The 23,537-nt window shown below is 38.4% G+C and carries 23 protein-coding genes; 12 read left to right on the top strand and 11 right to left on the bottom strand.

Translation table 11 applies throughout. The features are described 5' to 3' along the window. Nucleotides 1-49: 49 nt before the first annotated feature. On the top strand, nt 50-2,881 hold the full coding sequence (gene rapA / locus AWW67_RS13360; RefSeq protein WP_062302362.1) for an RNA polymerase-associated protein RapA: 2,832 nt from the start codon (nt 50-52) through the stop codon (nt 2,879-2,881). A gap of 67 nt (nt 2,882-2,948) precedes the next feature. Here rapA and AWW67_RS13355 read toward each other — a convergent pair whose 3' ends face one another. From AWW67_RS13355 to AWW67_RS13345, 3 genes are all read right to left on the bottom strand, one after another. Further along, nucleotides 2,949-3,326 (bottom strand): nuclear transport factor 2 family protein, encoded by a 378-nt coding sequence (locus AWW67_RS13355; RefSeq protein WP_062302361.1) that lies wholly within the window; start codon nt 3,324-3,326, stop codon nt 2,949-2,951. Nucleotides 3,327-3,360: 34 nt separating this feature from the next. Further along, nucleotides 3,361-4,017 (bottom strand): oxygen-insensitive NAD(P)H nitroreductase, encoded by a 657-nt coding sequence (gene nfsB / locus AWW67_RS13350; RefSeq protein WP_062302360.1) that lies wholly within the window; start codon nt 4,015-4,017, stop codon nt 3,361-3,363. Nucleotides 4,018-4,544: 527 nt separating this feature from the next. Then, nucleotides 4,545-4,838, bottom strand: a complete 294-nt coding sequence (locus AWW67_RS13345) for a hypothetical protein (protein ID WP_062302359.1) — start codon at nt 4,836-4,838, stop codon at nt 4,545-4,547. Nucleotides 4,839-5,086: 248 nt separating this feature from the next. Between AWW67_RS13345 and AWW67_RS13340 the strand changes: the two genes are divergently transcribed. Continuing rightward, the gene (locus AWW67_RS13340) at nt 5,087-5,797 is read left to right on the top strand and encodes a DUF4197 domain-containing protein (protein WP_062302396.1); all 711 of its coding nucleotides are present in this window, start codon (nt 5,087-5,089) and stop codon (nt 5,795-5,797) included. A 111-nt stretch (nt 5,798-5,908) separates the two neighbouring features. Here AWW67_RS13340 and AWW67_RS13335 read toward each other — a convergent pair whose 3' ends face one another. Both AWW67_RS13335 and AWW67_RS13330 read right to left on the bottom strand, forming a co-directional pair. Further along, on the bottom strand, nt 5,909-6,544 hold the full coding sequence (locus AWW67_RS13335; protein WP_062302357.1) for a peroxiredoxin: 636 nt from the start codon (nt 6,542-6,544) through the stop codon (nt 5,909-5,911). A gap of 205 nt (nt 6,545-6,749) precedes the next feature. Then, a complete protein-coding gene (locus tag AWW67_RS13330; protein ID WP_062302356.1) occupies nt 6,750-7,136 on the bottom strand; it encodes a GtrA family protein in 387 nt (128 codons plus the stop codon). A gap of 112 nt (nt 7,137-7,248) precedes the next feature. On the opposite strand from AWW67_RS13330, the gene AWW67_RS13325 reads away from it, so the two are divergent. After that, entirely contained in the window at nt 7,249-8,952 is a 1,704-nt protein-coding gene (locus AWW67_RS13325; RefSeq protein ID WP_062302355.1) for an ArnT family glycosyltransferase, read from the top strand. A gap of 12 nt (nt 8,953-8,964) precedes the next feature. Here AWW67_RS13325 and AWW67_RS13320 read toward each other — a convergent pair whose 3' ends face one another. The 5 genes from AWW67_RS13320 to AWW67_RS13310 form a co-directional block, all read right to left on the bottom strand. After that, a complete protein-coding gene (locus tag AWW67_RS13320) occupies nt 8,965-9,345 on the bottom strand; it encodes an SdpI family protein (protein ID WP_062302353.1) in 381 nt (126 codons plus the stop codon). Beyond that, a complete protein-coding gene (locus tag AWW67_RS18635; RefSeq protein ID WP_071387139.1) occupies nt 9,345-9,515 on the bottom strand; it encodes a type II toxin-antitoxin system antitoxin in 171 nt (56 codons plus the stop codon). Before AWW67_RS18635 ends, AWW67_RS13320 begins: the two co-directional genes overlap by 1 nt. Nucleotides 9,516-9,520: 5 nt before the next feature. Then, nucleotides 9,521-9,667, bottom strand: a complete 147-nt coding sequence (locus tag AWW67_RS19095; protein WP_176700056.1) for a hypothetical protein — start codon at nt 9,665-9,667, stop codon at nt 9,521-9,523. A 44-nt stretch (nt 9,668-9,711) separates the two neighbouring features. Beyond that, complete coding sequence (locus AWW67_RS13315) at nt 9,712-10,563, bottom strand: SPFH domain-containing protein (protein WP_062302352.1); 852 nt, start codon at nt 10,561-10,563, stop codon at nt 9,712-9,714. A 191-nt stretch (nt 10,564-10,754) separates the two neighbouring features. Continuing rightward, nucleotides 10,755-11,612: a DUF4349 domain-containing protein gene (locus AWW67_RS13310; RefSeq protein ID WP_176700055.1), complete on the bottom strand. Its 858-nt coding sequence runs from the start codon at nt 11,610-11,612 to the stop codon at nt 10,755-10,757. A gap of 39 nt (nt 11,613-11,651) precedes the next feature. Here AWW67_RS13310 and AWW67_RS13305 point away from each other — a divergent pair, with 39 nt between their 5' ends. The 7 genes from AWW67_RS13305 to AWW67_RS13275 all read left to right on the top strand — a co-directional run bounded on the left by AWW67_RS13305 (nt 11,652) and on the right by AWW67_RS13275 (nt 20,531). Then, nucleotides 11,652-12,755, top strand: a complete 1,104-nt coding sequence (locus AWW67_RS13305; protein ID WP_062302349.1) for an alanine racemase — start codon at nt 11,652-11,654, stop codon at nt 12,753-12,755. A gap of 89 nt (nt 12,756-12,844) precedes the next feature. Beyond that, nucleotides 12,845-15,259, top strand: coding sequence for an ABC transporter permease (locus AWW67_RS13300; protein ID WP_071387141.1), 2,415 nt, complete (start codon nt 12,845-12,847; stop codon nt 15,257-15,259). A gap of 111 nt (nt 15,260-15,370) precedes the next feature. After that, nucleotides 15,371-16,366, top strand: a complete 996-nt coding sequence (locus AWW67_RS13295) for an endonuclease/exonuclease/phosphatase family protein (protein WP_062302347.1) — start codon at nt 15,371-15,373, stop codon at nt 16,364-16,366. 23 nt (nt 16,367-16,389) lie between these two features. Next, nucleotides 16,390-16,578, top strand: a complete 189-nt coding sequence (locus AWW67_RS13290; protein ID WP_053224232.1) for a PspC domain-containing protein — start codon at nt 16,390-16,392, stop codon at nt 16,576-16,578. Nucleotides 16,579-16,605: 27 nt separating this feature from the next. Then, the gene (locus AWW67_RS13285; RefSeq protein WP_062302345.1) at nt 16,606-18,234 is read left to right on the top strand and encodes a hypothetical protein; all 1,629 of its coding nucleotides are present in this window, start codon (nt 16,606-16,608) and stop codon (nt 18,232-18,234) included. An 8-nt stretch (nt 18,235-18,242) separates the two neighbouring features. Then, nucleotides 18,243-19,607 (top strand): DUF5723 family protein, encoded by a 1,365-nt coding sequence (locus AWW67_RS13280; RefSeq protein ID WP_062302344.1) that lies wholly within the window; start codon nt 18,243-18,245, stop codon nt 19,605-19,607. Nucleotides 19,608-19,736: 129 nt separating this feature from the next. Then, a complete protein-coding gene (locus tag AWW67_RS13275) occupies nt 19,737-20,531 on the top strand; it encodes a thymidylate synthase (RefSeq protein WP_062302342.1) in 795 nt (264 codons plus the stop codon). On the opposite strand, the gene AWW67_RS13270 is transcribed toward AWW67_RS13275, so the two are convergent. Then, nucleotides 20,509-21,315, bottom strand: coding sequence for an aminotransferase class IV (locus AWW67_RS13270; RefSeq protein WP_062302341.1), 807 nt, complete (start codon nt 21,313-21,315; stop codon nt 20,509-20,511). The genes AWW67_RS13275 and AWW67_RS13270 overlap by 23 nt on opposite strands. An 82-nt stretch (nt 21,316-21,397) precedes the next feature. Between AWW67_RS13270 and sdaAB the strand changes: the two genes are divergently transcribed. Further along, nucleotides 21,398-22,075 (top strand): L-serine ammonia-lyase, iron-sulfur-dependent subunit beta, encoded by a 678-nt coding sequence (gene sdaAB / locus AWW67_RS13265; protein WP_062302340.1) that lies wholly within the window; start codon nt 21,398-21,400, stop codon nt 22,073-22,075. Between the two features lie 13 nt (nt 22,076-22,088). Then, complete coding sequence (locus AWW67_RS13260) at nt 22,089-23,537, top strand: TolC family protein (protein ID WP_062302338.1); 1,449 nt, start codon at nt 22,089-22,091, stop codon at nt 23,535-23,537.

Below are 23,537 nucleotides of genomic sequence, written 5' to 3'. Positions count from 1 at the left end.
TCCATTTGGTCTTGCTCCATTTCAACATTCACCAAATAAGAATAATTCTATGGGAAACTTCTTTCCAGAGCAAAGATGGACAAGTGAGGGAGAGCCTGAACTAGGCGTGGGAATCGTTACAGAAACCAGCAAAGGGAGGGTCACGATTCATTTTCCTGTACCAGATGAAACGCGACAGTATGCCATGGAAAATGCTCCATTGCGTAGGGTAGTTTTCAAACCTGGAGATACCATCGTGGATATGAACCAGCAACCCTTATTGGTGGATCGTGTAGAGGAGAAAGGTGATTTATTCCTCTATATAGGGAAAGATAGAAGCCTTTCGGAAGCAGAACTTGGAGATGTATCCGTAACGCACGGGGTTGACGATCGCTTGTTTATGGGAGATGTTGAAACCCCTCAATTATTCGCATTACGTAGAAAGACATTAGAATACGACCACCATAGAAGAATTTCGCCCATCAATGGTTTTGTGGGTGGCCGAATCGACCTTATTCCCCATCAGTTATATATTGCCCACGAGGTCAGTTCTCGCTATGCACCGCGTGTGCTGCTTTCAGATCAAGTAGGGCTTGGTAAAACAATTGAAGCCTGTTTGATTTTGCATAGATTACTCTTGAGCGGACGAATTTCTAGGGTGTTAATCCTTGTTCCCGACTCATTGGTACACCAATGGTTTGTAGAACTGCTCAGACGATTTAACCTGTGGTTTCATATTTATGACGAAGAGCGCTGCGCTTCGCTCGATGAAAGTGCGCCAGAAGGGAACCCGTTCTTAGATGATCAATTGATTATTTGCAGCACTTCTTTTGTGGCGGGTTCAAAAAAGCGTGCTCGGCAGGCCCTAACCGCCAACTGGGACATGCTGGTGGTGGATGAAGCTCATCATTTGGAATGGTCTGTTGATAAAGTAAGTCATGAGTACGCCATTGTAGAGCTATTGAGCAAAGTAGCAAAGGGCCTGTTATTATTGACGGCCACACCTGAACAATTGGGTGTAGAGAGTCATTTTGCAAGGCTTCGATTGCTTGATCCAGAGCGGTATGCGGACTATAATACCTTTAAGAATGAATCGCAGGACAATACTGCTATTGCCAATATTGTAGAGAAATTGTCATCGGGCAAGGATTTAGTGGCGGCTGAGTTTCAATTATTGGAACAGATGTTTGGCAAAGAAAGAATGGATGCCTTTGCTAAAGGAAGCGAAGCAGCAAAGAACCATCTTATCGAAGATTTGCTCGACCAACATGGCCCAGGAAGGGTGGTGTTTAGAAACACACGTTCAGCCATGAGTGGTTTTCCGAAGCGAAAAGTTCACCTTATTCCTCTTCAAGCAGCAAAAGAGCATGACCTGTGGGTAAAACGTTTATCACAGGAATATACACTCGATATGGAGCCATCAGACTCCGCTTCGGTCAAGCAAAGGTTTTGGTTTAATGAAGACCCCAGGGTGAGTTGGTTGGTGAAGCTGATGAAGCAACTAAAACCGTCAAAAGCGGTGCTGATTTGTAGAAGTGAAGAAAAAGTACTGGCCTTGGAAGCTGCTTTAAAAAAGCTCAGTAGCATAAAAGTGGCCGTTTTTCACGAAGACCTTACCATTGTGCAAAGGGATAGAAATGCGGCTTGGTTTGCTGAACCCGATGGTGCTCGTTTACTCCTTTGTTCTGAAATAGGGAGCGAGGGAAGGAATTTTCAATTTGCACATCACCTCATTCTCTTCGATTTGCCGGTTCACCCTGAATTATTGGAACAGAGAATTGGGCGTTTGGATCGGATTGGGCAATTGGAAGATATCCAAATTCATGTGCCATACCTTAAGGGAAGTCCGCAAGAAGTGCTTGTTCGATGGTTTCACGAAGGATTGAATGCTTTTGAAGAAAATTTGGAGGGTGGAAATCAACTGGTGCAGCTGTTTTACAATCGCCTGAAGGAAGTAACAGTGTCTGTTGCGAATGAAGCCTCGGCTTACCAACTTGAATCGCTGATTGCCGATACCGCGGCTTATCATCAAAAGCTAAAGAAAATGCTGGCCAAAGGCCGGGATCGATTGCTTGAAATGAATTCTTTTAGGCCAAAAGTTGCAGAAAAACTGGTAGAACAGATTAAAGCTGCCGACCTGGATATGGACTTAGAAAAGTACATGATTCAAGTTTTTGAGCAGTTCGGAATTGATACGGAAGATTTAGCGTCAAGAACTTATTTGTTACATCCGAAGCAATCCAATGCGGTTCAATTTCCTTCCATTCCAGACCAAGGGATTTCAATCACCTTCGATCGGAAACGCGCATTGAGTAGGGAAGATGTAAGTTTTATCAGTTGGGATCACCCGATGGCTACAGGTGCCATAGATATGGTGCTCAGTTCAGGAACGGGAGGCGCCAGTTACGGAGTGCTTCGCGGAACAGGGAATTCAATGATTCTTTTGGAAGTGCTTTTTGTACTCGAAACATCTGGAGGTAAAAATATTAACGTAGATCGTTTTCTTCCCAATACACCTTTGAGGATTGTAGTGGATCATAGTGGTGAGGAGGTTACAGACGAATACCCTGTTGAATTGTTCGATCAGCAATTACGGCCAGGGCAAGTGAATGATTTGCTGGAGAATGAGTATTTGGTAGATATTATTCTTCCTCATATGATAAAGTGCGCCACAGAATTGGTGGAAGAACATAGAGAGAAGGAAGTTATAAAAGGGCTGAAAAAAATGAGTCAAACTATGAATCACGAAATTGGTAGGTTGGCTTCACTGCATGAGAAAAATAAAAATATTAGGTCAGAAGAAATCCAAATAGCTCTGAATGAACAAGCCATGCTTTCAAGGTTGATAAAAAGTTCACGTGTAAGAATGGATGCGCTTCAGTTGATTAAAGAAGGAGCTTAAGTTGAGTTATTATTAAAAAGAAAACACCTCTCTTTTTTTAAGGAAAGAGAGGTGTTTGATGTAGGTTTTAATACATGGTGTTGGGATTCTTCGATACGCTTGGTATTTGTTGAATGGCATCCCAATGTTCACAGATTTTTCCGTTTTTATCAAAGCGGAAAAAATCCATGGTCACGTATTGGTCATTCCCCGGCCAAGTTTGATGGGTGTGTAGCGCTACTAAATCCCCTTCGGCAATGCAGCGCACAAACTCAATCGACTTATTTGGATATTCGGTCTGCATTCGTTTGAAATAGTTGACAAACCCCGCTGTTCCATCCTCAACATCGGGATTATGCTGAATATACTCCTCACCAACATACAGTTCAATTGCCTTTTGAGGATTTCCTTCATAGGCCGTTTTATAGAAAGCAATGGCGTTTTGTTTATTCTTTTCTAAATCCATGTTCGTTTTTTTGCAGGCGGAAATATCAAGTTGACTAATCCAATTGAGTAATGATTTCTTCTTCTGGTAGTCTCGATTTTGGCAAAGTCGCATTAAAGTCAGTGTCTTTACGATAACCCAAAGCTACAACAGCCAATGTGGTTAGCCCCTTTTCGCGTAAGCCAAACTCTTGGTCGAGAGTTTTTACATCAACCCCTTCCATAGGTACGGCATCAATGCCTAATGCGGCTACGCCAAGTAAAAGTGAGCCCATATTTAAATAAACCTGCTTTTCTAACCAATGCTGAAGGTCTTTCAAATCATAGCGATGAATGTCGGTAAACGTTTTTCTACCGCCTCTCATTTGCTCTTTGAATGATTGTTGTGCAAAACGACCGTCTTTATCTTCTTGCTCTAAAATGCGGTTTAAGAACTCTTCATCCGCATCAATTTTAGAACAGAAAACAATCACATGAGATGCGTCTAATACTTTAGAATTGTTGAATTGGAAGAAGCCTTGAGTTCCTTTAGCAATTCTTTCTTTCCCGGCTTTTGTGTTGGCTATAATAAAGTGCCAAGGCTGAAGGTTAGTACTTGACGGACTTAATCTTAGTAATGCTTTTACTTGCTCGAAATCTTCGTCCGAAATGGTTTTTGTTGTGTCAAATTCCTTAGTGGAATAACGTCTGTTTAAAATTTCAGTAATATTCATTTTAATAATAATTTGCTTTTTTTAGTCTCTGGATTAACCCAAGAACGACCCGTGATTTTCTAAATATTGGGTCGTTGGTGTTTAGAAATTTCTATATAGATTTTGCCAACTGTTTTGGGAAGAGATTGGTTCAAAAGCGGGTCGGAGTTCTCCCGCTTTCCATTTTAAATTCGGAAGAGGTTATGGAAAGTGTTTCAGCTATTTTTATCAAAATAGTTATTACTGATAATAAGTAGTGTCTTTAAAAATGTATTGATAATCAAGTGCTTGAATGGTGTTTATGTTGGGGGAGGAGAGTGTTTTAACGGACGCCAAAAAACTAAAACCAATAAGGCTACAATTCTTTTATTAGTGTTTTTTATTAGGCTGTAGACAGCTTTAATTGGCGGTGTATCGCATTACCCTGTAATGGGTTAGTGCTACTTATGAAGGAGTAGATGTGAAAATCAGAAGGAGAGTTTGAAGAGAAACCAAATTGGCCGTCAATATTTAATCTAAAACTGAATATTGACGGCAATCTTTTTTAATTAATATTTTGTTTCGCTACTGGCTATTTGGTTTCCAGTTTCATCATTGACTATTACTTTTATACTATCTTCTTTTTCACCTTTTACTAAAGTAATTGGTACAGAAGTTTCTCCTCCTTCAGCCTCTTCCATAGACATAATTTGAGCTGTAATAACTCTTTGATTGGATCCTTCTTCTAATTTGTTTTCCGTAATGGCAAGAAACTTTCCTTTCTCTAAAGTAGTAGTAAGTTTATGCTCAAAATTCTGTTCTTCTGGAAGTGATTCGATGTTTTGTGTGATTGAATATGCCATGATTTGAATTAAATTTAAAATTTCAATTAAAAATAAGCAATTAATTTCTATTTAAAACAATGGTAGGAGCAACATTAAAGTGTGTGAATATTTATTATCGATAATGAATTGTTTCTGAACACAATATTTGAGGTTCGTTGAATAAATTGAGCTACACTAAATTTAAATTTGACCACTTTAAAAAATTATATGGGTTTGGTGTAGTATTTGCCAAGTCGTTCGTTAGGTTCAAACAAAGAATCGTCATTATGAAAAAACTAACATTACTATTTTCCCTTTTCCTATTATTCGGTTGTTCCGCTCAAGGCCAAATATTTAAACAGGCTAAAGATATTTTAGGTGGAGGAGGAGCAGCCTTTTCTAAAGAAGAAGCGGCCAATGCGCTTAAAGAAGCTTTGGAGCAAGGTACTTCAAAAGGGGTTGATATACTTTCTAAAGTAGATGGTTATTATAAAAACCCTGAAATCAAGATTCCTTTTCCGCAAGAGGCGCAAGCGGTTGAAAGTAAGCTAAGAGCACTCGGTTTGGGGAATCAAGTTGATCAAGCGGTGGAGTCTTTGAACCGTGCAGCAGAAAATGCTGCCTATGAAGCCAAGGATATTTTTATTGCGGCCATTAAATCTCTCACCATTAACGATGCTATAAACATTGTAAAAGGTGATAAAGATGCGGCTACTCAATTTTTAGAGCGAGAAACAACCACTTCGCTAGAAGGAAAATTTAACCCAATTATAGAGGCGTCACTGCAAAAGGTAAATGCTACTAAATATTGGTCAGATGTAATGGGTACTTACAACAAGGTGCCATTTGTGAAGAAAGTAGAAACGGATTTAACGGCTTATGTTACTGCAAAAGCCATTGATGGCTTGTTCGTGATGATTGCCAAAGAAGAGCTTAATATCAGAGAGAATGCTGGGGCTCGTACTTCGGAATTACTTAAAAAGGTTTTTGGGAAATAATCAAGCTACTAGTCGTCCTGATTCCAAAGTCTCGGAAGTCTTAATATCCTTTTTTGTGACAATGAATAAATTAAAGGACTTCATTTTGAAGTCCTTTAATTTTGCCCAAACTTACTTATTTGGCTGTGGTGTGTATCGTAAATAAGGTTTTACTACACGGTGCCCTTTAGGGAATTTCGCAGGAATATCTTCCGTAGCGATAGCAGGAGAGACCACCGTGTCTTCTCCATCTTTCCAATCGGCAGGGGTAGCAACACTATAATTTGCTGTCAGTTGAAGAGAGTCGATTACCCTCAAAAGTTCGTGAAAGTTTCGGCCAGTAGAAGCTGGATATGTCAAGGTCAGTTTTACCTTTTTGTCTGGTCCAATAATAAATACAGAACGCACCGTTAACGTATCGTTTGCATTGGGGTGAATCATGTCGTACAAATTGGCTACGGTTTTATCTTCATCGGCAATGATGGGGAAGTCAACAGTGGTGTTTTGAGTTTCCTCAATGTCTTTAACCCAGCCTTTGTGCGACTCCAGTCCGTCAACCGAAACCGCTAAAACCTTTACATTGCGCTTCTCAAATTCTGATTTAAGTTGCGCGGTTCTGCCTAATTCAGTGGTGCAAACGGGTGTATAATCTGCCGGGTGTGAAAACAGCATTCCCCAGCTGTTGCCCAACCACTCATGAAAATTAATGGTGCCCTCAGTAGTCTCTGCTTTAAAATCTGGGGCAATGTCTCCTAATCTAATGCTCATTTCATTTGCGTTTTATAGTGAACTAATCAATACGCAAATCTAAATATTTTGATTAATAAATATAAAGTCTATCGAAAAAGTAGGGTAATAAAATTTAAGAAAACATACTCAATCGGAGAAAGGCTGTTTTGTTTAAAGTTTGCATGAAAGAGAGAGGCCAGCTAAGATTAAAGCAATTCTGATTTTTATAGCTCTTAAAACAGGATTAATTGGCAACAAAAGTGAAGTTGTAATTGGCGATGAAATTCCATAACACCACAATTCCTATGGCTACTAATTTCGCCCAATAAAAGCTTATTTCTTTCTTATTAACCAATAAGTAGATGATTAAATTGTTGATAACAAGGCCAATAAGGGCAATGAGAATATACTTTGAGAATTGAGTGACCGCATATGGATTGGTGTCCTGAAAAGTCCAGGTTTTGTTGAGTAAATAATTGGAGGTAGCGGCAAATACAAAGCCGAGGCTATTGGCGAAATATTTATTTAAGCGCAGTTTTTCTTTTGTTAAAAAAGTGATGCAGAAATCTATAGCGAGGCCAGAAAGGCCTACTGCGCTGAATTTTAAAAATTTGAAGCCTAATTCAAACATGAAGTATGCTGAGGTCTGATTTTTTAGGTTAAGTCAAATACAAATATGCTGAACAATTTTCGTAACGCGAAAACTTGTACTTTTGAACTCCCATTTAAACTTGACTATTGGAATGACTTCACTGGATACGCAGCAGAACGGTAAACATGAACGGTTCTTTTTCTATTTTTTAATCCTTTGGACAATTGCAGGCCTAATACAAAACTATTTTACAGAGGTAAGTGGTGAAGAGGCTTATTATTGGTTGTTTTCTCAGTTTTTAGATTGGAGTTACCTAGATCATCCGCCTATGGTAGGGGTGGTTACCGCTCCTGGTTATTGGCTTTTTCCGAACGATATGGGCTTGAGAATGGGAATGTTGATTACGAACATTCTTACCATTATTGTGCTGCGCAGAACACTAGAAGTTAACGATGATAAGCTCTTTGTCTGGATGATGCTGGGGCTACTGCCTTTTCACCTAGGTGCTTTATTGGTAAAAACAGATGTGCCTCTTTTATTCTTTACAGCCACTTTCTTCTATTTCTATAAACAATATTTAAAAGAAGATAATTGGAAAACCGTAGTGCTTTTGGCTTTAAACATTGCCTTGGTGATGATGAGCAAGTACCATGGCGTTTTGGTGGTCTTCTTTACCGTGCTTTCCAATTTGGGGCTATTTAAGAAGAAATCATTTTGGGCCATTGTAGGTTTAACAGTAGTATTCATGCTGCCACATACCTATTGGCAGTATTCTCACGATTTTGCGAGTATTAAATTCCACCTGTACAATCGTATTGATTTAGGTTTCAGTTTCGGTACAATCCTTTATTATATCAGTATTCAACCGCTTGTTTTTGGTCCTCTAATTGGCGTAATGCTATTTGCAGCGGCTTATAAGCACAAGACTGAATCGGCTTTTCATAGAGCGCTAAAATTCAATATTGTTGGGGTGCTTATCTTCTTCTTAATTTCTGCTTTTAGGGTAGAAGTTCACAAGCACTGGACAAGTGTAGTTATGATTCCATTAATTCTTTTAGGGCATGAATATATTTCTAGCCGTGAAAATTGGAGAAAGTGGATGATGAAGCTGTGCGTGATTTCATTGGTGTTATTTATTCCCGCGCGTATTTATTTGATGTATGATTTTCTTCCTTCAAAATGGACTGAGGGATGGGACGTACTTCATGGCTGGGATGGCTGGGCCGAAGAAGTAGAAGACCTTTCTGGTGGACTTCCCATTGTGTTTATAAACCACTATGAGCGTGCTTCGAGATATAGTTATCTGACTGGCGATATTGTTCATTGTTATAACACTTTTGATTACAGAGAAACGCAGCACGATTTATGGCCGTTGGAAGAGAATTTACAAGGCAAAACCATTTTTTTAATAGATAGGCATAACCGTAAAGGGGAGTATGAAACTTTTACTACTTCAATTGGTAAGGGAATTCATTACAGGGTAGTAGAGAATTTCAGGTCGTTTAGAAATGTGAATGTTGAAGTAGATAAACTTGATGACAATGAGTTTAGGCCTGGTGAAGAGGTAACGCTTAACATTACCATGAAAAACAACTACGATTATGCGGTTGATTTTTCTGACGTGAATGGAAGGGAAGTTTATCTAAATGCGCATATCCTAGAAGGGTTAAACCCAATACAAACCGATGTACACGAGCTATTGAAAATTAGTCTTGCACCTGGCGAAGAGTTGATTAAAACGGTAACAGTGAAACTGCCTGATATTGAGGGTAAATTCGATTTGCGCTTTTCTATTCAGGTAGAAGGAATTGAAGCACCAATTAATGGAAGAAAACAGCGGGTGATTATTAAATAATCACCCCTGCTTTTAGTTTCCTCTAATAATGGTTTTAGATTTTGGATTGCCTTTTTTGTCGAATCGCTTTTTAAGTTCTAATTCAGTGAGTATAATTACTACTGCCAAACCTATTACTAATACTCCTGATGTAATGAGTATTGATGCATCGGGAGGAACCGTAAAATAAGTAATCACTTGGGTTAATAATGTGGCGCCCGAAGACCAAAGCATGAGGTTAGCACTATAAGGCTGGGCAAAATCCCATGCTTCTTTACTCCTCAACGAGGCCGGAGTTCTATACCCCACAAATGTGTTTGGGTATTCTGATACGACCAATTTCATCAATACTGCGGGTAGTATGACGGTAAATGCGATCACCAAGTGTACTATGAGCAATTCATTTCCTTCCATTATTCTTCATTTTTAGATTTGTTTTTTAATCTGCCAGCGTCTTTCAATGCCTTATTGATCAACCACTCCAACTGCCCATTTGTACTACGAAATTCGTCCGCAGCCCACTTTTCAACAGCCCCCAATAGTTCAGGGTCAAGTCGTAGTACAAATGGCTTTTTCTTTGACATAAGCTTTAGTGTTTAGATCGGCCTAGTATGAGATATGCACCACCACTATACGAAGTAACAATTCGCCATCCTGATGTGGCTAGGGTATTGAGCTTTTTCTCAAAGCTCTCTATTTTCTCAAATGGCCCTTTATGTATAATTTTATATTCCATAGAATTAATGTTTTAATCGATTAATGTGAGAATGAACTTTGGTATTAATGATTTAGTGTGCCGGTATTGACTACTGGGGTTACGGCCCTGTCGGAACAAAGCACTACCATTAAATTAGATACCATTGCGGCTTTCTTTTCTTCGTCTAATTCTACGATACTCTTTTGGTTCAGTTCATCTAAAGCCATTTCTACCATTCCCACAGCACCTTCAACAATCTTTTGTCTGGCTGCAACAATAGCAGTAGCCTGTTGGCGCTGCAACATAGCACTTGCAATTTCTTCAGCATAGGCCAAGTAACCAATCCTGGCTTCAATTACATCAATTCCAGCCATGGCCAATCTTTCACGAAGTTCTTCTTCAAGGTCGTGGTTTACTTCGTTCATGCCACTTCTTAAAGTAATTTCACCATCGTCTTCAAAGTTGTCGTATGCGTAGCTTCCACCTAATTTACGTACAGCGGCATCGGACTGAACGCGGACAAAATGTTCGTAATCATTTACTTCAAACATGGCTTTGTAGGTGTTCTTTACCTGCCATACTAAGATTACCGAAATCATAATTGGGTTTCCTAGTTTATCATTCACTTTTAGTCTTTCACTATCAAAATTATAAGCTCTGAGCGATACTTTCTTTTTAGAATAGAAGGGGTTGGCCCAGAAAAAACCATTTTTCTTAACGGTTCCGCGGTAGTCTCCAAAAAATACCATTACGCGAGATGAATTTGGGTTAATTACGAAAAAGCCTAAAAGCATAATAAAGAATACGAGGAAGAATAATGCGAAAATCGGCATCCGTGTAACAATCAATGCGGCTATTGTTCCGAATAAAATAAGGAAGCTCAATAAGAGCATTGGGAAACCCGACCTTGGTTCAAAAGTTTTTTCTTCTTTCATGATGTATGTGTTTTGAGTTGATTTAAAGTGATATTAATTTAATATCAAAGTAACTCATTTTACGGAAGAACGAAAGAATAGGTTCTGAATATTTTTACTACGCAGTATAAAAAGGGCTTGGTCTTGATTTTTTGGGCATAAAAAAAAGTGGCTTTTGCCACTTTTAAAATTCTTATTCGAGAGATAACTAATTACGCTTTTCTCTTTTTTGCCACCAACACCACTAGGCCAACTACAAGGAATAAAGGCCATAGACCTATGATCCACATGATTCCGTTGATAAGACCTGCCCAGCCATTCGCTAACGATTTCAGAATACGCTGGCCAAAGTTGTCTTGGTTTTCGGGCTCATACACATAAGGCTTTACTTCATAAGCATTCAATTGAATAGTGCTCATATCTACCTGATCGTTGAGGTATTTCAGTCTTCCTTCTTGAGATTCAATTTCGGAACGCACTTGGTTCAATTGCCTTTCGATATTCAGCATATCATTCACATTGTTGGCTTTTTTCAGAAGTTCTAAATAACGTGCTTCTAGTGCTTTTCTGTTTTTCAACCTAGTTTCAACATCAATAAATTGCTCAGTAACATCTTGCTGATTAAGCGACTGATGTTCGATTTTTTTAGCAAATGGTTTTAAGCCGTCAAACAGATTATTGAATTGATCTTGTGGAACACGAATAGTAAAATAAGCATCCAGCCTTCTGTCCGAATCATTTCGGCTTTGGTTGGTTACATTGGCTTTGTACTTACTCAATAGTTCGCTTAAACTAGCTTCGAATTTTTCTAAACTGGCCACTTCCATATTTAGGTCGGCTGTGGTTATAATTTTTGAGGTTTGGTCTTGCTCTACAAAATTAGAGGTAGCCATTGCTCTACCTGAATAACTATCGGCAGAAAGCTTCATGCTTTCATTTGGGTTTCCATATCCTACCGCAACCTTTTCGCGCTCTACATCTGCAAGTTCTTGCCCAAGGTAATTGCTATTGCCAGATTCACAACTACTCAAAATAAGTATGGACATCAGGATAAAAAGTGGTTTCTTCATGGCTATATTCATGTTAATGTTTTTAATCGTTCGAATCCAATGATTGCAATTACCAGACCAACCTTATTACTAAACGAAAAACAGTGCAAAATTAATATTCAGCGAATGGCCGACAAAGCCAAACGTTTGAATGTGCAACTGGTTCCTCACTTTAAAACCCATCAGTCGTCAGAAATTGGGGAGTGGTTTAAGGCCCATGGTATTGAAAACATCACGGTTTCTTCTGTAAAGATGGCTGAATTTTTTGCACGTTCAGGTTGGAGTAATATTACTGTAGCTTTTCCTTTCAATATGCATGAAATTCCGGCCGTGAATAGAATGTTGAAGCAAAATATCAAGCTTACTCTTTTTGTGGTGAATACGGAGGTGATTGATCGGTTGAATGAAGAACTGGAAGCTCCGGTAAACTTGTTTATCGAAATGGATGCTGGATATGGTAGGTCTGGTGTTTCTACAAAAGATATTGCTAAAGTAAAAGAATTAGCTGCATTGATTGAGGCTGGAAGTATGACTAGCCTTTATGGTTTGTATTGTCACCCCGGAAATACGTATCACGCTAATTCGGTGGAGGAAATTAAAAACATATGGGCGGGTGTAATTCAAGAAATGTTGGCCGTTAAAACTGCTTTAGAACCCATTGGAGCATCATTGAAAATTAGAATGGGAGATACGCCAGGCTGCGCTGTGGTAGAAGAAATGGAAGGGATAGACGAAATTGGGCCTGGCAATTTCGTTTTCTACGATTTAGTAATGAATTACCTAGATGTATGCACCGAGGGCGATATTGCCGTAGCCATGGCCTGCCCAGTAGTGGCTAAAAATGGAAATAAAAGCGAAATCATTATTCATGGCGGAGCAGTTCATTTTTCGAAAGATCACCTCTTTGATGAAAACGAAGAAAGATTTTTTGGAGAAGTAGTAGTGTTAGAAGAGGAAGGTTGGTCGCCAATTCTAGAGGGGATTAAATTGGTTTCTCTTTCACAAGAACACGGTGTGCTTAGGGCAACGCCTGAAGTATTTGAAGCCATTGAAGTAGGTGATATTTTAGGTGTACTTCCTATCCATTCATGTCTTACTGCCAATTTAATGAAGTCATACACCACGCTCAATGGTCAGGAAATTAAACATTTAGAAAGTTTTTAGCTCGATGCAACCAATCCACTATTGGTGTCGTCTTGTTTTTGAGCCTGTTGGATAGCAGGCTAAGGTCAAACAACTCAAACAACAACCCTATGCTTAAAAATTACCTCAAAATTGCATTCCGCAGCCTTTTGCGTGATAAGTTCTTTTCATTTTTAAACGTCACCGGACTTGCTATAGGCATTTCTTGTGTGCTGTTAATCATGACTTACGTAAACTACGAACTGAGTTTCGATAAACACTTCGAAAATCAGGAACAGATTTACAGAGTAGTGATTGAAGGCCGCTTTAATGGCCGTGATTTCACAGGTTCCCAAAATCCATCCCCAGCCGGACCAACATTTAAAGAGCAAATTCCTGAAGTCGAGGAACGCCTTCGTTTTAGGAATACTGGCGACTGGGTGGTGCAGTATGGCGATAAAGTGTTCAACGAAGACGACTTAGTTTTTGCAGATGAAACTTTCTTTAAAGTGTTTTCTGTAAACCTTGTTCAAGGTAACCCCGAGGAAGCTTTGTCGAGACCAAATCATTTGGTGCTGAACCAGACCCAGGCCAAAAAATATTTTGGGGAAGAAGACCCAATGGGTAAAGTGCTCAAGCTGGATAATGACGAAGAATGGATAGTTAGTGGAGTGTATGAAGACATTCCAGATAACAGCCACTTTCATTTTGATTTTATACTCTCATTTATCACTAGAGGAGGCGATTATAATAATCAGGAATGGTTGAGCCAGAATTTTGACACCTATTTGGTGATTAATAAGAATGCTGACATTGCTTCTGTTGAGAACAAGATCAACGAGATTGCTATTGAGAAAATGGGCTTGGAGCTTCAGCAATACCTTAATATGAGTTTTGAGCAGTTTAAAGCTGGAGGAAATAACTTCAATTACTTTTTGCAGCCATTAACTGATATTCATTTGAGGTCGAATAATTATGGTGGCTTTGAACCTGAAGGTGACATTACCTATGTCTATATATTTACCTCAATTGCAATTTTTATTCTTGTAATCGCTTGTATCAATTTTATGAACCTATCTACCGCGCGTTCTGCCAATAGGGCAAAAGAAGTAGGTGTTAGAAAGGTTTTAGGTTCATTTAAGTCTCAGCTAATTGGTCAATTCATTTCCGAATCTATACTTATTACGTTTATCTCTGGCCTTTTGGGGCTTTCACTAGCTGTGGTCGTTATCCCATTTTTCAATGATTTTACCGATAGACAGATGGTTTTGGAGTTTATTCCCAATTTGCCAATTGTGGCTATTGGGTCGGTTTTAGTTGGGTTTTTAGCAGGGTTATATCCAGCATTTTTCCTTTCAGCTTTCAGTCCGGCTAAGGTTTTAAAAGGCGATGTGAGTACTGGCGGGAAATCGGGCGGTCTTAGAAAAGCCTTGGTGAGTTTTCAGTTTTTTGTTTCCATACTCTTAATCATCGCTACTTTTAGTATTCTCAACCAACTGAATTTTATTCAGAATAAGAAGTTGGGTTTTGAAAGAGATAGGGTTTTGGTGATTCATAACGCTTATATGTTAGGCGATAATTCAGATGCCTTTCGGAACATGATATTACAAAGCCCAGATGTAGAGCAAGCTTCATTTTCTAGCTATTTGCCTACATCAAGTAGTCGTTCTTCTACCGTGTTTTTTCCTGACGCAGTGATTGATAAGGACCGAGGCATGGTTTGTCAAAACTGGCGAGTAGATGAGAACTATCTTAATGTTTTTGGCATGAAGATGAAACAAGGAAGGTTCTTTTCTAAAGAATATGGATCGGATTCTACTGCCATGGTCATTAATGAAACTGCAGCTAAGGATTTTGGGATAGAAGAAATTGATGGCCGTATTATAGGTACCTTTGGTGATAATGCAGAAGTGCTCGATCGTTACAATGTGATTGGAATCATTGAAGATTTCAATTTCGAGTCATTAAAAAGCGGAATTGAGCCTTTGATTATGCGATTGGGTAAAACTACAGGGTATTTAAGTATAAAGTTGAATAGTGAAAATCTTAGCGCTCAAGTGAAAGATGCGGAAGCCAAATGGGATGAAATGGCTCCAGGCCAACCATTTGAGTATTCGTTTTTAGATGATCGCTTTACAAACATGTATACTGCCGAAAGTAAATTGGGCGAAATTTTTACGGTTTTTGCAGCCTTAGCGATTGTAATCGCTTGTTTAGGTTTATTTGGTTTAGCAGCATTTACCGCCCAAAAGAAAACCAAAGAAGTGGGAATCAGAAAAGTATTGGGTGCATCAGTTATTCAATTGGTGTATTTAATGTCGAAAGAAATTTCAATTTTGGTATTTATATCCTTTGTGTTAGCATCGGCCTTGGGCTATTGGGGAGTAAACTGGTGGATGCAAGATTTTACATATCGACCACCAATTAGTTTATTATCATTTGTTTTAGCGGGTGTGTCTGCTTTTGCAATTGCCTTACTCACTATGAGTTATCAATCTATTAAGGTAGCAAGAGCGAATCCAGTAAAATCGCTTCGAAGTGAATAGAGAATTATCTCATTGATTATAAAGCAGTTCGTACTTGAACTGCTTTTTTTATGCTCTGAATATTAGAATTACGACCGAAAATGGTTAGAATAGCAACAATTACCTTAATCAATGAAGCGCATTTTAAAACTTCCCATTTTCATTTGGTGTATTCTAACGCTAGTTGTTTACGGAAGTGTATGGGTTTCTCCTGAGCTGTTTAAATACTCTGGGCTGGTTTCATTGGGTATTCCTTTTTTACTGATTCTAAACCTAATTTTCTTCTTGATCTTTTTATTTGCAAGGTCAAGAATAGCAGTTATACCAGCCGTGTTGCTCCTCATTGGGCTTCCCTTTATTAAATCAACATTCTCTTTAAGTAAAAGCAATGAAGCTCCTTCATCTTTTCAAGTAATGAATTACAATATGATGAGGATGAACAAAGGAAATGAAAAGGATATGCTTCAGTGGATTGCCTCTCATCCTTGTGATATTAAATGCTTTCAAGAATTTCTAGGTTCTAAAAATGTAATGAAAGCCATTTCACAATCGGGAAAGTATAATAGTTTTACTGGAGGTTATGCTGACAGCTATGCTATATTTTCGAAATATCCTATTTTGAACAAAGGCGTGTTTTATGAAAAACAGACGAGCAACAATATAATTTTTGCCGATTTGAAAATAGGAAAGGACACACTGAGGGTGTACAATGTGCATTTGCAGTCTATGAGCATAAATGTCGATCAAGAAGTGATTGATCAGGCTGAATTTGAAAAGAAGTATGAAACAGTGCGTAGAAAGTTTCAAGATGGTTCAGTAAGAAGAACTGCCCAAATTAACGATTTACTCAAGCATGCAGAAAACATTACTTACCCGATCATTATTGCAGGCGATTTTAACGACATACCCTATAGCTACAATTACTTTAAAATTTCAAGAGAATTCAATAATGCCTTTGAAGATGCCGGAAGAGGTTTTGGGTTTACCTATAACGGAAAATTACCATTTTTAAGAATCGATAATCAGTTCTATAATAGTAAGTTAAAGGCCCTTGACTTTAACACATTAAGCGAAATAGACTACTCTGACCATTTTCCAGTAGTAGGTATTTATTCAATAAGTCACTAATTTAGTGGCTTACTTTTTTACGCATGTCATCAAATAAAAAACTTAAAAGAACTTCTGATAAAGTAATCGCAGGAGTATGTGGAGGTCTTGCAGAATGGCTCGGTTGGGACGTTAGCCTTGTTAGGGTTTTGTATGTATTCGCCACAATTTTCACCGCATTTTCTGGGCTTTTGGTCTATATAGTTCTGTGGATAGTAATGCCTCAGGAATAACTAAAGTGTGTACTTAATAATATTTTTATGTCGATAAAAAGAATAAAGAGCTTTCTGCTTGCAGTATGCGCTACAGCAATATTGGTGGGCTGTAATTTCGAGTATTTTGCAGATGCCAAGCTGAATGATTTTGTATGGAAACCTTCCTTGGCAATTCCAATTGGCGAACTTTCCTATACTGTAGAAGATCTGTTTGATGAGTTGAGTGGCGCTGGAGTAGATATCGGTCAGAATTCAGATGACATTGTAATGCTTACTTATGAAGCGCAATTGCAATCTCAAAGTGCTACTGGTTTTCTAACCTTGGCCAATCAGAGTTTCGGACAAAGTGTAGATGCTGGTTTAAATATTAACGCCCAAGGCTTTTCTTCTCTACATGATTATAATGAGGTTTTCGTATTTGATCTTGCGGCCACTCAGAATGAAGAATATGACAGCGTGAACTTTAGTGGAGGAAACCTCGATATTTTGATGTCTTCCGAATTGGATGCAGAAGTGGCATATACACTTACCTTGAACTCACTGATTATTAATGAAACTCATCAGCCATTGGTAGTTTCAGGGGTTTTGAACCCATCTAATTCCTCTGCAAGTTTTACCGATGCGTTGAACAAGTATTTGGGCGATTTTTCTAAAGACACGAATGCGAATGCGGTAAGAAATAAAATTGTTGTGAAGCTAGATTATCAAGTGAGAGTATCACCAACCTCTGTGATTCAACCAACTGATGGAGTTAGTTTTACAATGAACCTTTCAAATCCAGAGTTTGATTTGGTTTACGGTTATGTAGGTGAAAGAAGACTTGATGTGAACTTTGAGTTGCTGAATCTCGATTTCTTTGACTCCTTTAGAGAAGGAACGATAAGCTTTTCAGAACCTCGTTTTAGCTTTGTTTTCGATAATAGTTTTGGGTTTCCATTAGGCGTTAGCTTCAATCAAATTGCTGCCATTACTCAACAAGGCCAAATTATTCCTTTAACAGGAAGTGCAGCTACTACTCCAGGTATTGTTAACGGTCCGTTAATTGATGCAATTGGCACAAATGTAAATACCACTTTAGATTTAAATTCAACCAATTCTAACCTTCCAGAACTGATAAGCTCAATGCCGAAAAAGGTGATTATTGAAGTGAATACTGAAGCGAACCCTGCAAATGCTCCAGCACAGTATAATTTTGTAGATGCCGGTAGTGAATTAAATGTGGGGGTACGATTAGAATTACCAATGATTGTGAACATCAATGGTTTGGTTTCAACACAAAACGTTGAATTTGATATTGCTGACGATTTAGAGCAAGCCAAGCAATTAACGCTAAGGTTGATTGCCGAAAATAATTTACCACTAGGTGGTGAAATAGAACTTGTTTTTAAAGATGCTAATAACAATGCAGTTTTTACTGTAAGTGAAAGAGCTTTGTTTGATGGTGCTCCAGTAGGAAGTGACGGCAGAACAACTCAAGCAACCTCTAAAATTGTGGATATTCATTTTGCAGATGCTGATATTCGACTTTTAGAGAACGCAACGAGTATTGATGTGATAACTCGAATGACGACAACTGGCGCTGCTTCTAACGAGATCGTGAAGTTCTTTTCAGACTACACACTCAAAATTAAGTTAGCCGCGCAGGCCGATATTGAAATAACCTCTAACGATTAATCTAAGCCATGAAAAAACTTCTACTTACATCGTTAATATTGGCATTCGGTATTCAACTGTCATATTCTCAAGCCTACTTTTCTTATTTTCAACTAAGAGAACTAGTTCCTCAGACACAGAGTTTACAGCCAGCCTTTATTCCTAACAATACTTTTACTTTTGGCTTGCCAACTGCTGGTTTCGTGGCGCAATCAGACTTCAGACTTCGCGAACTAATTTCTAAACCTGATGGAGATATTAATTTTGAGATCAATTTTAATGTGCTTTTGGGAGCTTCCGCAGAAATAAACAGAGTAAGCACAGATGTAACCGCAAACCTTTTTCATATTGGCTATAAAACCAAGAATGGTGCGTTTAGCCTTTTTGCCAATGCCAGAGCTTCTGTAGACCTAAGGTATGGAAAGGATTTTATGGAGTTTATGGCCAACGGTAACTCAAACCGAATTGGAGGTGAAATTAACCTTTCTGAATCTAGAGTTTTTGCAAATTCTTATCAAGAAATTGGGGTAGGACATGCTCGTAAATTTTTAGGAGACCGCTTAACAGTTGGCGCTAGGGTTAAAGTTATTACAGGTTTATTTCATGCCTCGACTGCCGAAGGCGCAAGTGGAACCTTATATACCAATGAAATAGACAACAGCTGGAGGATTTCACTGAAAAACGCAACAGTGAACACTGCTGGATTAGACCTATTAATGAATAGCGATGATTACGAAAGTAATGCTACTTCTAAATATGCTATGAACAACCAAAACAAATCAGTAGCCTTTGATTTAGGGGCGAAATTTAAGGTGTTGGATTGGCTCACAGTCGAGGCTGCCATGAATGATATTGGTACCATTAAATGGAAAGAGCAGGTAAGGAATTACAACTCTGACGACACTACAGTAACCATTAATGGTGTGCAGTTAAGAGGCTTAGAAAATTCTTCTGAAGTATTTAGAGATAGTATTGAAAATAAATTCAGATCAAACGAGACTCAAAATGAATTCAGTACAAGCTTACCTACGAAAACCTATTTGGCAGCTTCGCTATTTTTGACTTCGAAAGATAAGTTTACCGTAGTGGCATTCAATAATCATGTGTTCAAGGAAATCGATCCTTCTTTTGCTGTTGCTTATAACCATACGGTGAATAAATTCACATTCGGACTATTAGGTAGTTATAGAGGTCCTCAAAACGAATTTAATATGGGGATGAACATTGCTGCTGATATTGGTCCTATACAACTTTATGTAGCAACCGATAACGCTTTGGTTTCAAACAAGCCTGAGCAGTACTCTAAATTCGATCTTCGTTTTGGGCTCAACCTTATGTTTGGTTATAAAAAATGGTTGCCAAAATTAGATATTGTTGATTTAGACTCATTGTAAAACTTTAGGCCACTATTTTTTATAAATATTGAAAAGAATAGTGGCCAAAAAGGCGCCATCAAACTTCGGATTGATCTTTAAAATAACTTATTTTGATGATCAATTCTTAATTCGAAAATACCCTTACGTATGAAGCAGTACCATGACCTAATGAAACACATTCTTGAAAACGGAGTGGACAAAGGAGATAGAACAGGAACAGGTACTAGGAGTATTTTTGGTTATCAAATGCGTTTTGATTTATCTGAGGGTTTTCCAGTGGTAACCACCAAAAAACTCCATCTACGGTCTATCATTCATGAATTGCTTTGGTTTCTTCAAGGCGATACCAACATAAAATACCTGAAAGAGAATGGTGTTTCCATTTGGGATGATTGGGCAGATGAAAATGGAGATTTAGGCCCAGTTTATGGCTATCAGTGGAGAAATTGGCCTGCCAGAGATGGTGGAACAATCGATCAAATCACTAAACTTATCGATCAAATTAAGAAAAACCCTAATTCCAGACGATTAATGGTGAGCGCTTGGAATGTTGCAGACGTAGATCATATGGCGCTTCCGCCTTGTCATGCATTGTTCCAATTTTATGTGGCAGATGGAAAGCTTTCTTGTCAGCTGTATCAGCGTAGTGCAGACGTATTTTTAGGTGTGCCGTTTAATATCGCTTCATATTCCTTGTTAGTGTTAATGATAGCTCAGGTTTGTGGTTTAGAGCCAGGTGAATTCATCCATACTTTCGGTGATGCCCACTTATACTCTAATCACTTTGAACAAGCAGAACTTCAATTGTCAAGAGATTTCCGCCCATTGCCAACCATGAAGATTAACCCTGATGTGAAGAATATTTTTGACTTCAAGTTTGAGGATTTCGAATTAGTGGGTTACGATCCCCATCCACATATTAAAGGGGCTGTAGCTGTTTAAGCACTTCCATCAGTTTTTCTTTTGGGTTTGAATACTTCTTTTTGCCAAAAGAAGTGAAGTAACGAATTCCGCTTGCGTTAGAATTAAATATAGAATCTGCTTTAAGAAGAATTTCAGGTTTAGCCAAAACTTCCTTTACTTCTAAGGTTTCTAGAATCAATCTTCTCATTATTCCTTCAATACAACCCGTTTGGAGAGAAGGGGTGAATATTTTATCACCATCAACCCAAAAAAGATTTGAACTGTGGGTTTCTGCTAAATTTCCTTGGGTATCCAGTAAAATAATTTCGTCTAAGTTTTTTTGTCGCATTTCTATGCCAGCCAATACATAAGGCAGTGCACTCATGGTCTTAGCAAAAGAGATGGCGGTATGGCTCACTTTTGATGACTCTGAAACGCCAACTGCCCCGCCTTCCATAAAGACAGGTTTTGTAGTTTCGGCTACTTGTAATAAAAAAGAAGATGCATATTGTTCAGGAGTATAGAGTCCGCCATCCTCTCTCCAAACTTGAATTCTCGCCCTTATGTTTCCTTTAAGTTGATTGATTTCAGATAGTTGTGAAATCATTTCATTTAAATTTTGACTTGAAATTTGAGGTGGGTCAAGTTCTAATACTTGACAAGCCCTTGCTAATCTTTGTAAGTGAAAATCAGTCAAATTAATTCTGTTAGGGCCTGTAACAATTGTTTCGAACAGGCCGTCTCCATAGCAGAACGCTCGGTTTTTTATATTGAGCGCTACGCTGTCAATTTCGATGAGTCGGGAATTAAATATCGCTTTCATGTATTCTATAAACCACTTAAACAGATTGCCAATTCAAGTAGGGGATTATTCTCTAATATTGAAAGTAGAATAAATTTAGGTTATGGCTGAACAAAGTAGCGTATTTGATATGATTGGCCCTGTAATGATTGGTCCATCTAGTTCGCATACTGCCGGAGTGGTAAGAATTGGGCGGGTGGCTAGAAAAATTTTAGGTTGCCAACCAGATACTGCTGAAATCACTTTTTATAATTCTTTTGCGAGAACCTATGAAGGGCATGGAAGCGACAGAGCTATTGTAGCTGGACTTCTCGATTTTAAAACAGATGATGCTAGAATTAAAACATCATTTGATGAAGCTGAGAAAGCAGGCTTTACTTACACTTTTAGGTCAGTTGGTAACTCGCTCACCATGCACCCTAATACGGTTAAGATTCGAGCGACCGCCAAGGAAGAAACCATTGAGGTGATAGGAGAAAGTAGAGGAGGAGGAGTAATAAAAATTGTTAGTGTAAATGGATTTTCTACAGGCTTTAATGCCAATTTGCACACTTTGATTATTACAGCAGACGATAGAAAAGGAGCAATAGCGTTTATCGCAAGCATTTTAGCTAATTCTGAATGTAACATCGCAAATATGTCGGTAAACCGTAAAGGCAAATCTGATATGGCTTGTCATTGTATTGAAGCCGATTCAGGATTAGATAAAATTACTATTGAATATTTAAACCATTTAAGTTGGGTCAAAAAGGTCATTTACATACCCGATATAGATTTTTAAAAAGCAATCAAACATGATTTGGAAAAGAAAAATTTACCTGAGTCTCACAGGGCTCTTTATGCTAATGGCGTCCTACGGTCAGCAGAATAACTGGACGCTAGAAGAGTGCATTAATTATGCATGGCAAAATAATTTAACCGTTCGTTCAAGCGAGCTGAACAAGTTGAATAGTGAAATAGCCTTGAAGGAATCAAAATTTGCTCTTTTACCGAGCCTAAGTGGTGGAGGTAATTTGAGTAAATCATTTGGTAGAACCATTGACCCAGTTACAAACGGTTTTATTAGTACAAGCTTTGTGAGTAGTGGGGTTTCTGCTAGTTCTTCTGTTACATTATTTAATGGAGGAGCGCTGAGAAATACCATTAAGAGAAATGAGCTTAACCTTGATGCAAGTGAATTTGATCTACAGAAGGCAAAAAATGATATTGGGGTAACTGTAGCAACAAACTTTTTAAATGTTTTATTGGGAAGAGAACAGCTTAAGAATGCTAAGTTTCAATTAGAGTCTTCTCAAGCACAGTTAGAAAGAACCAAAAAATTAGTAAACGCGGGTTCTTTGCCAATGACTAACCAATTGGATTTAGAGTCGCAAGTGGCCACAAACGAGGTATCTGTAGTAAATGCAGAAAATAACCTTAGGGCAGCTACTTTAAGCTTAAAGCAGGCTATGCAAATGCCAGCTGACGAACCTTTAGAAGTTGAAGCGCCAGAGGTTTCGGTAGATAATATGGGATTTATATCTCAAAGTCCAAATGAGATATATAACATTGCAATGGGCGTACAACCAGAGATACAAAGTGCTGAACTTGGAGTAAAAAGTAGCGAAGTGGGAGTCGATCTTGCTAAGAGTGCTTTCTTGCCTAGTTTAAGTTTAAGTGGTAGCATTTCTACTAACCATTCGGGAAGAGCTAGACAGCTAATAGGAACACAGCAAGTAACAGTTCCAGCACAGAATATTGGTTTTGTAGATGGAACTAATCAATCTGTTTTTTCTAACCCAAGCCAACAAACGGTTCCGGTATACTCAGAGAGCTACGGGGTATTAAATCAGTATGATGACAACCTTGGTCAGTCGGTTTCTATTCGTTTAAACGTTCCGATTTTCAGCAGGTATTCAAATAGTGCTAACCTGCAAAGAGCAAAAATAGCCAAGCAACGTGCAGAGATCACATCAATGAATACAAGAAACCAGTTAAGACAAAGTATCGAGTCTGCTTATAATAGTGCTTTGGCAGCTTTAAATACATACAATGCAACCCTTAAGCGTGTAGCCGCTTTAGAGGAATCGTTCAGGTCAACTGAACAAAGATACAACGTAGGTGATGTGAACAATCTTGATTACCAAATTGCGAGTAACAACTTGTTTTCAGCAAGAGCAGATTTAATTCGAAACAAATACGAATACATTTTTAGAACAAAGATTTTAGATTTCTATTTAGGGAACCCAATTACATTACAATAA

The sequence above is a fragment of the Roseivirga seohaensis genome, from assembly GCF_001592945.1.
Classification (GTDB): Bacteria; Bacteroidota; Bacteroidia; order Cytophagales; family Cyclobacteriaceae; genus Roseivirga; species Roseivirga seohaensis.
The sequence above is the reverse complement of the archived record's forward strand: the minus strand, read 5'-3'. Positions and strand labels throughout refer to the sequence as shown.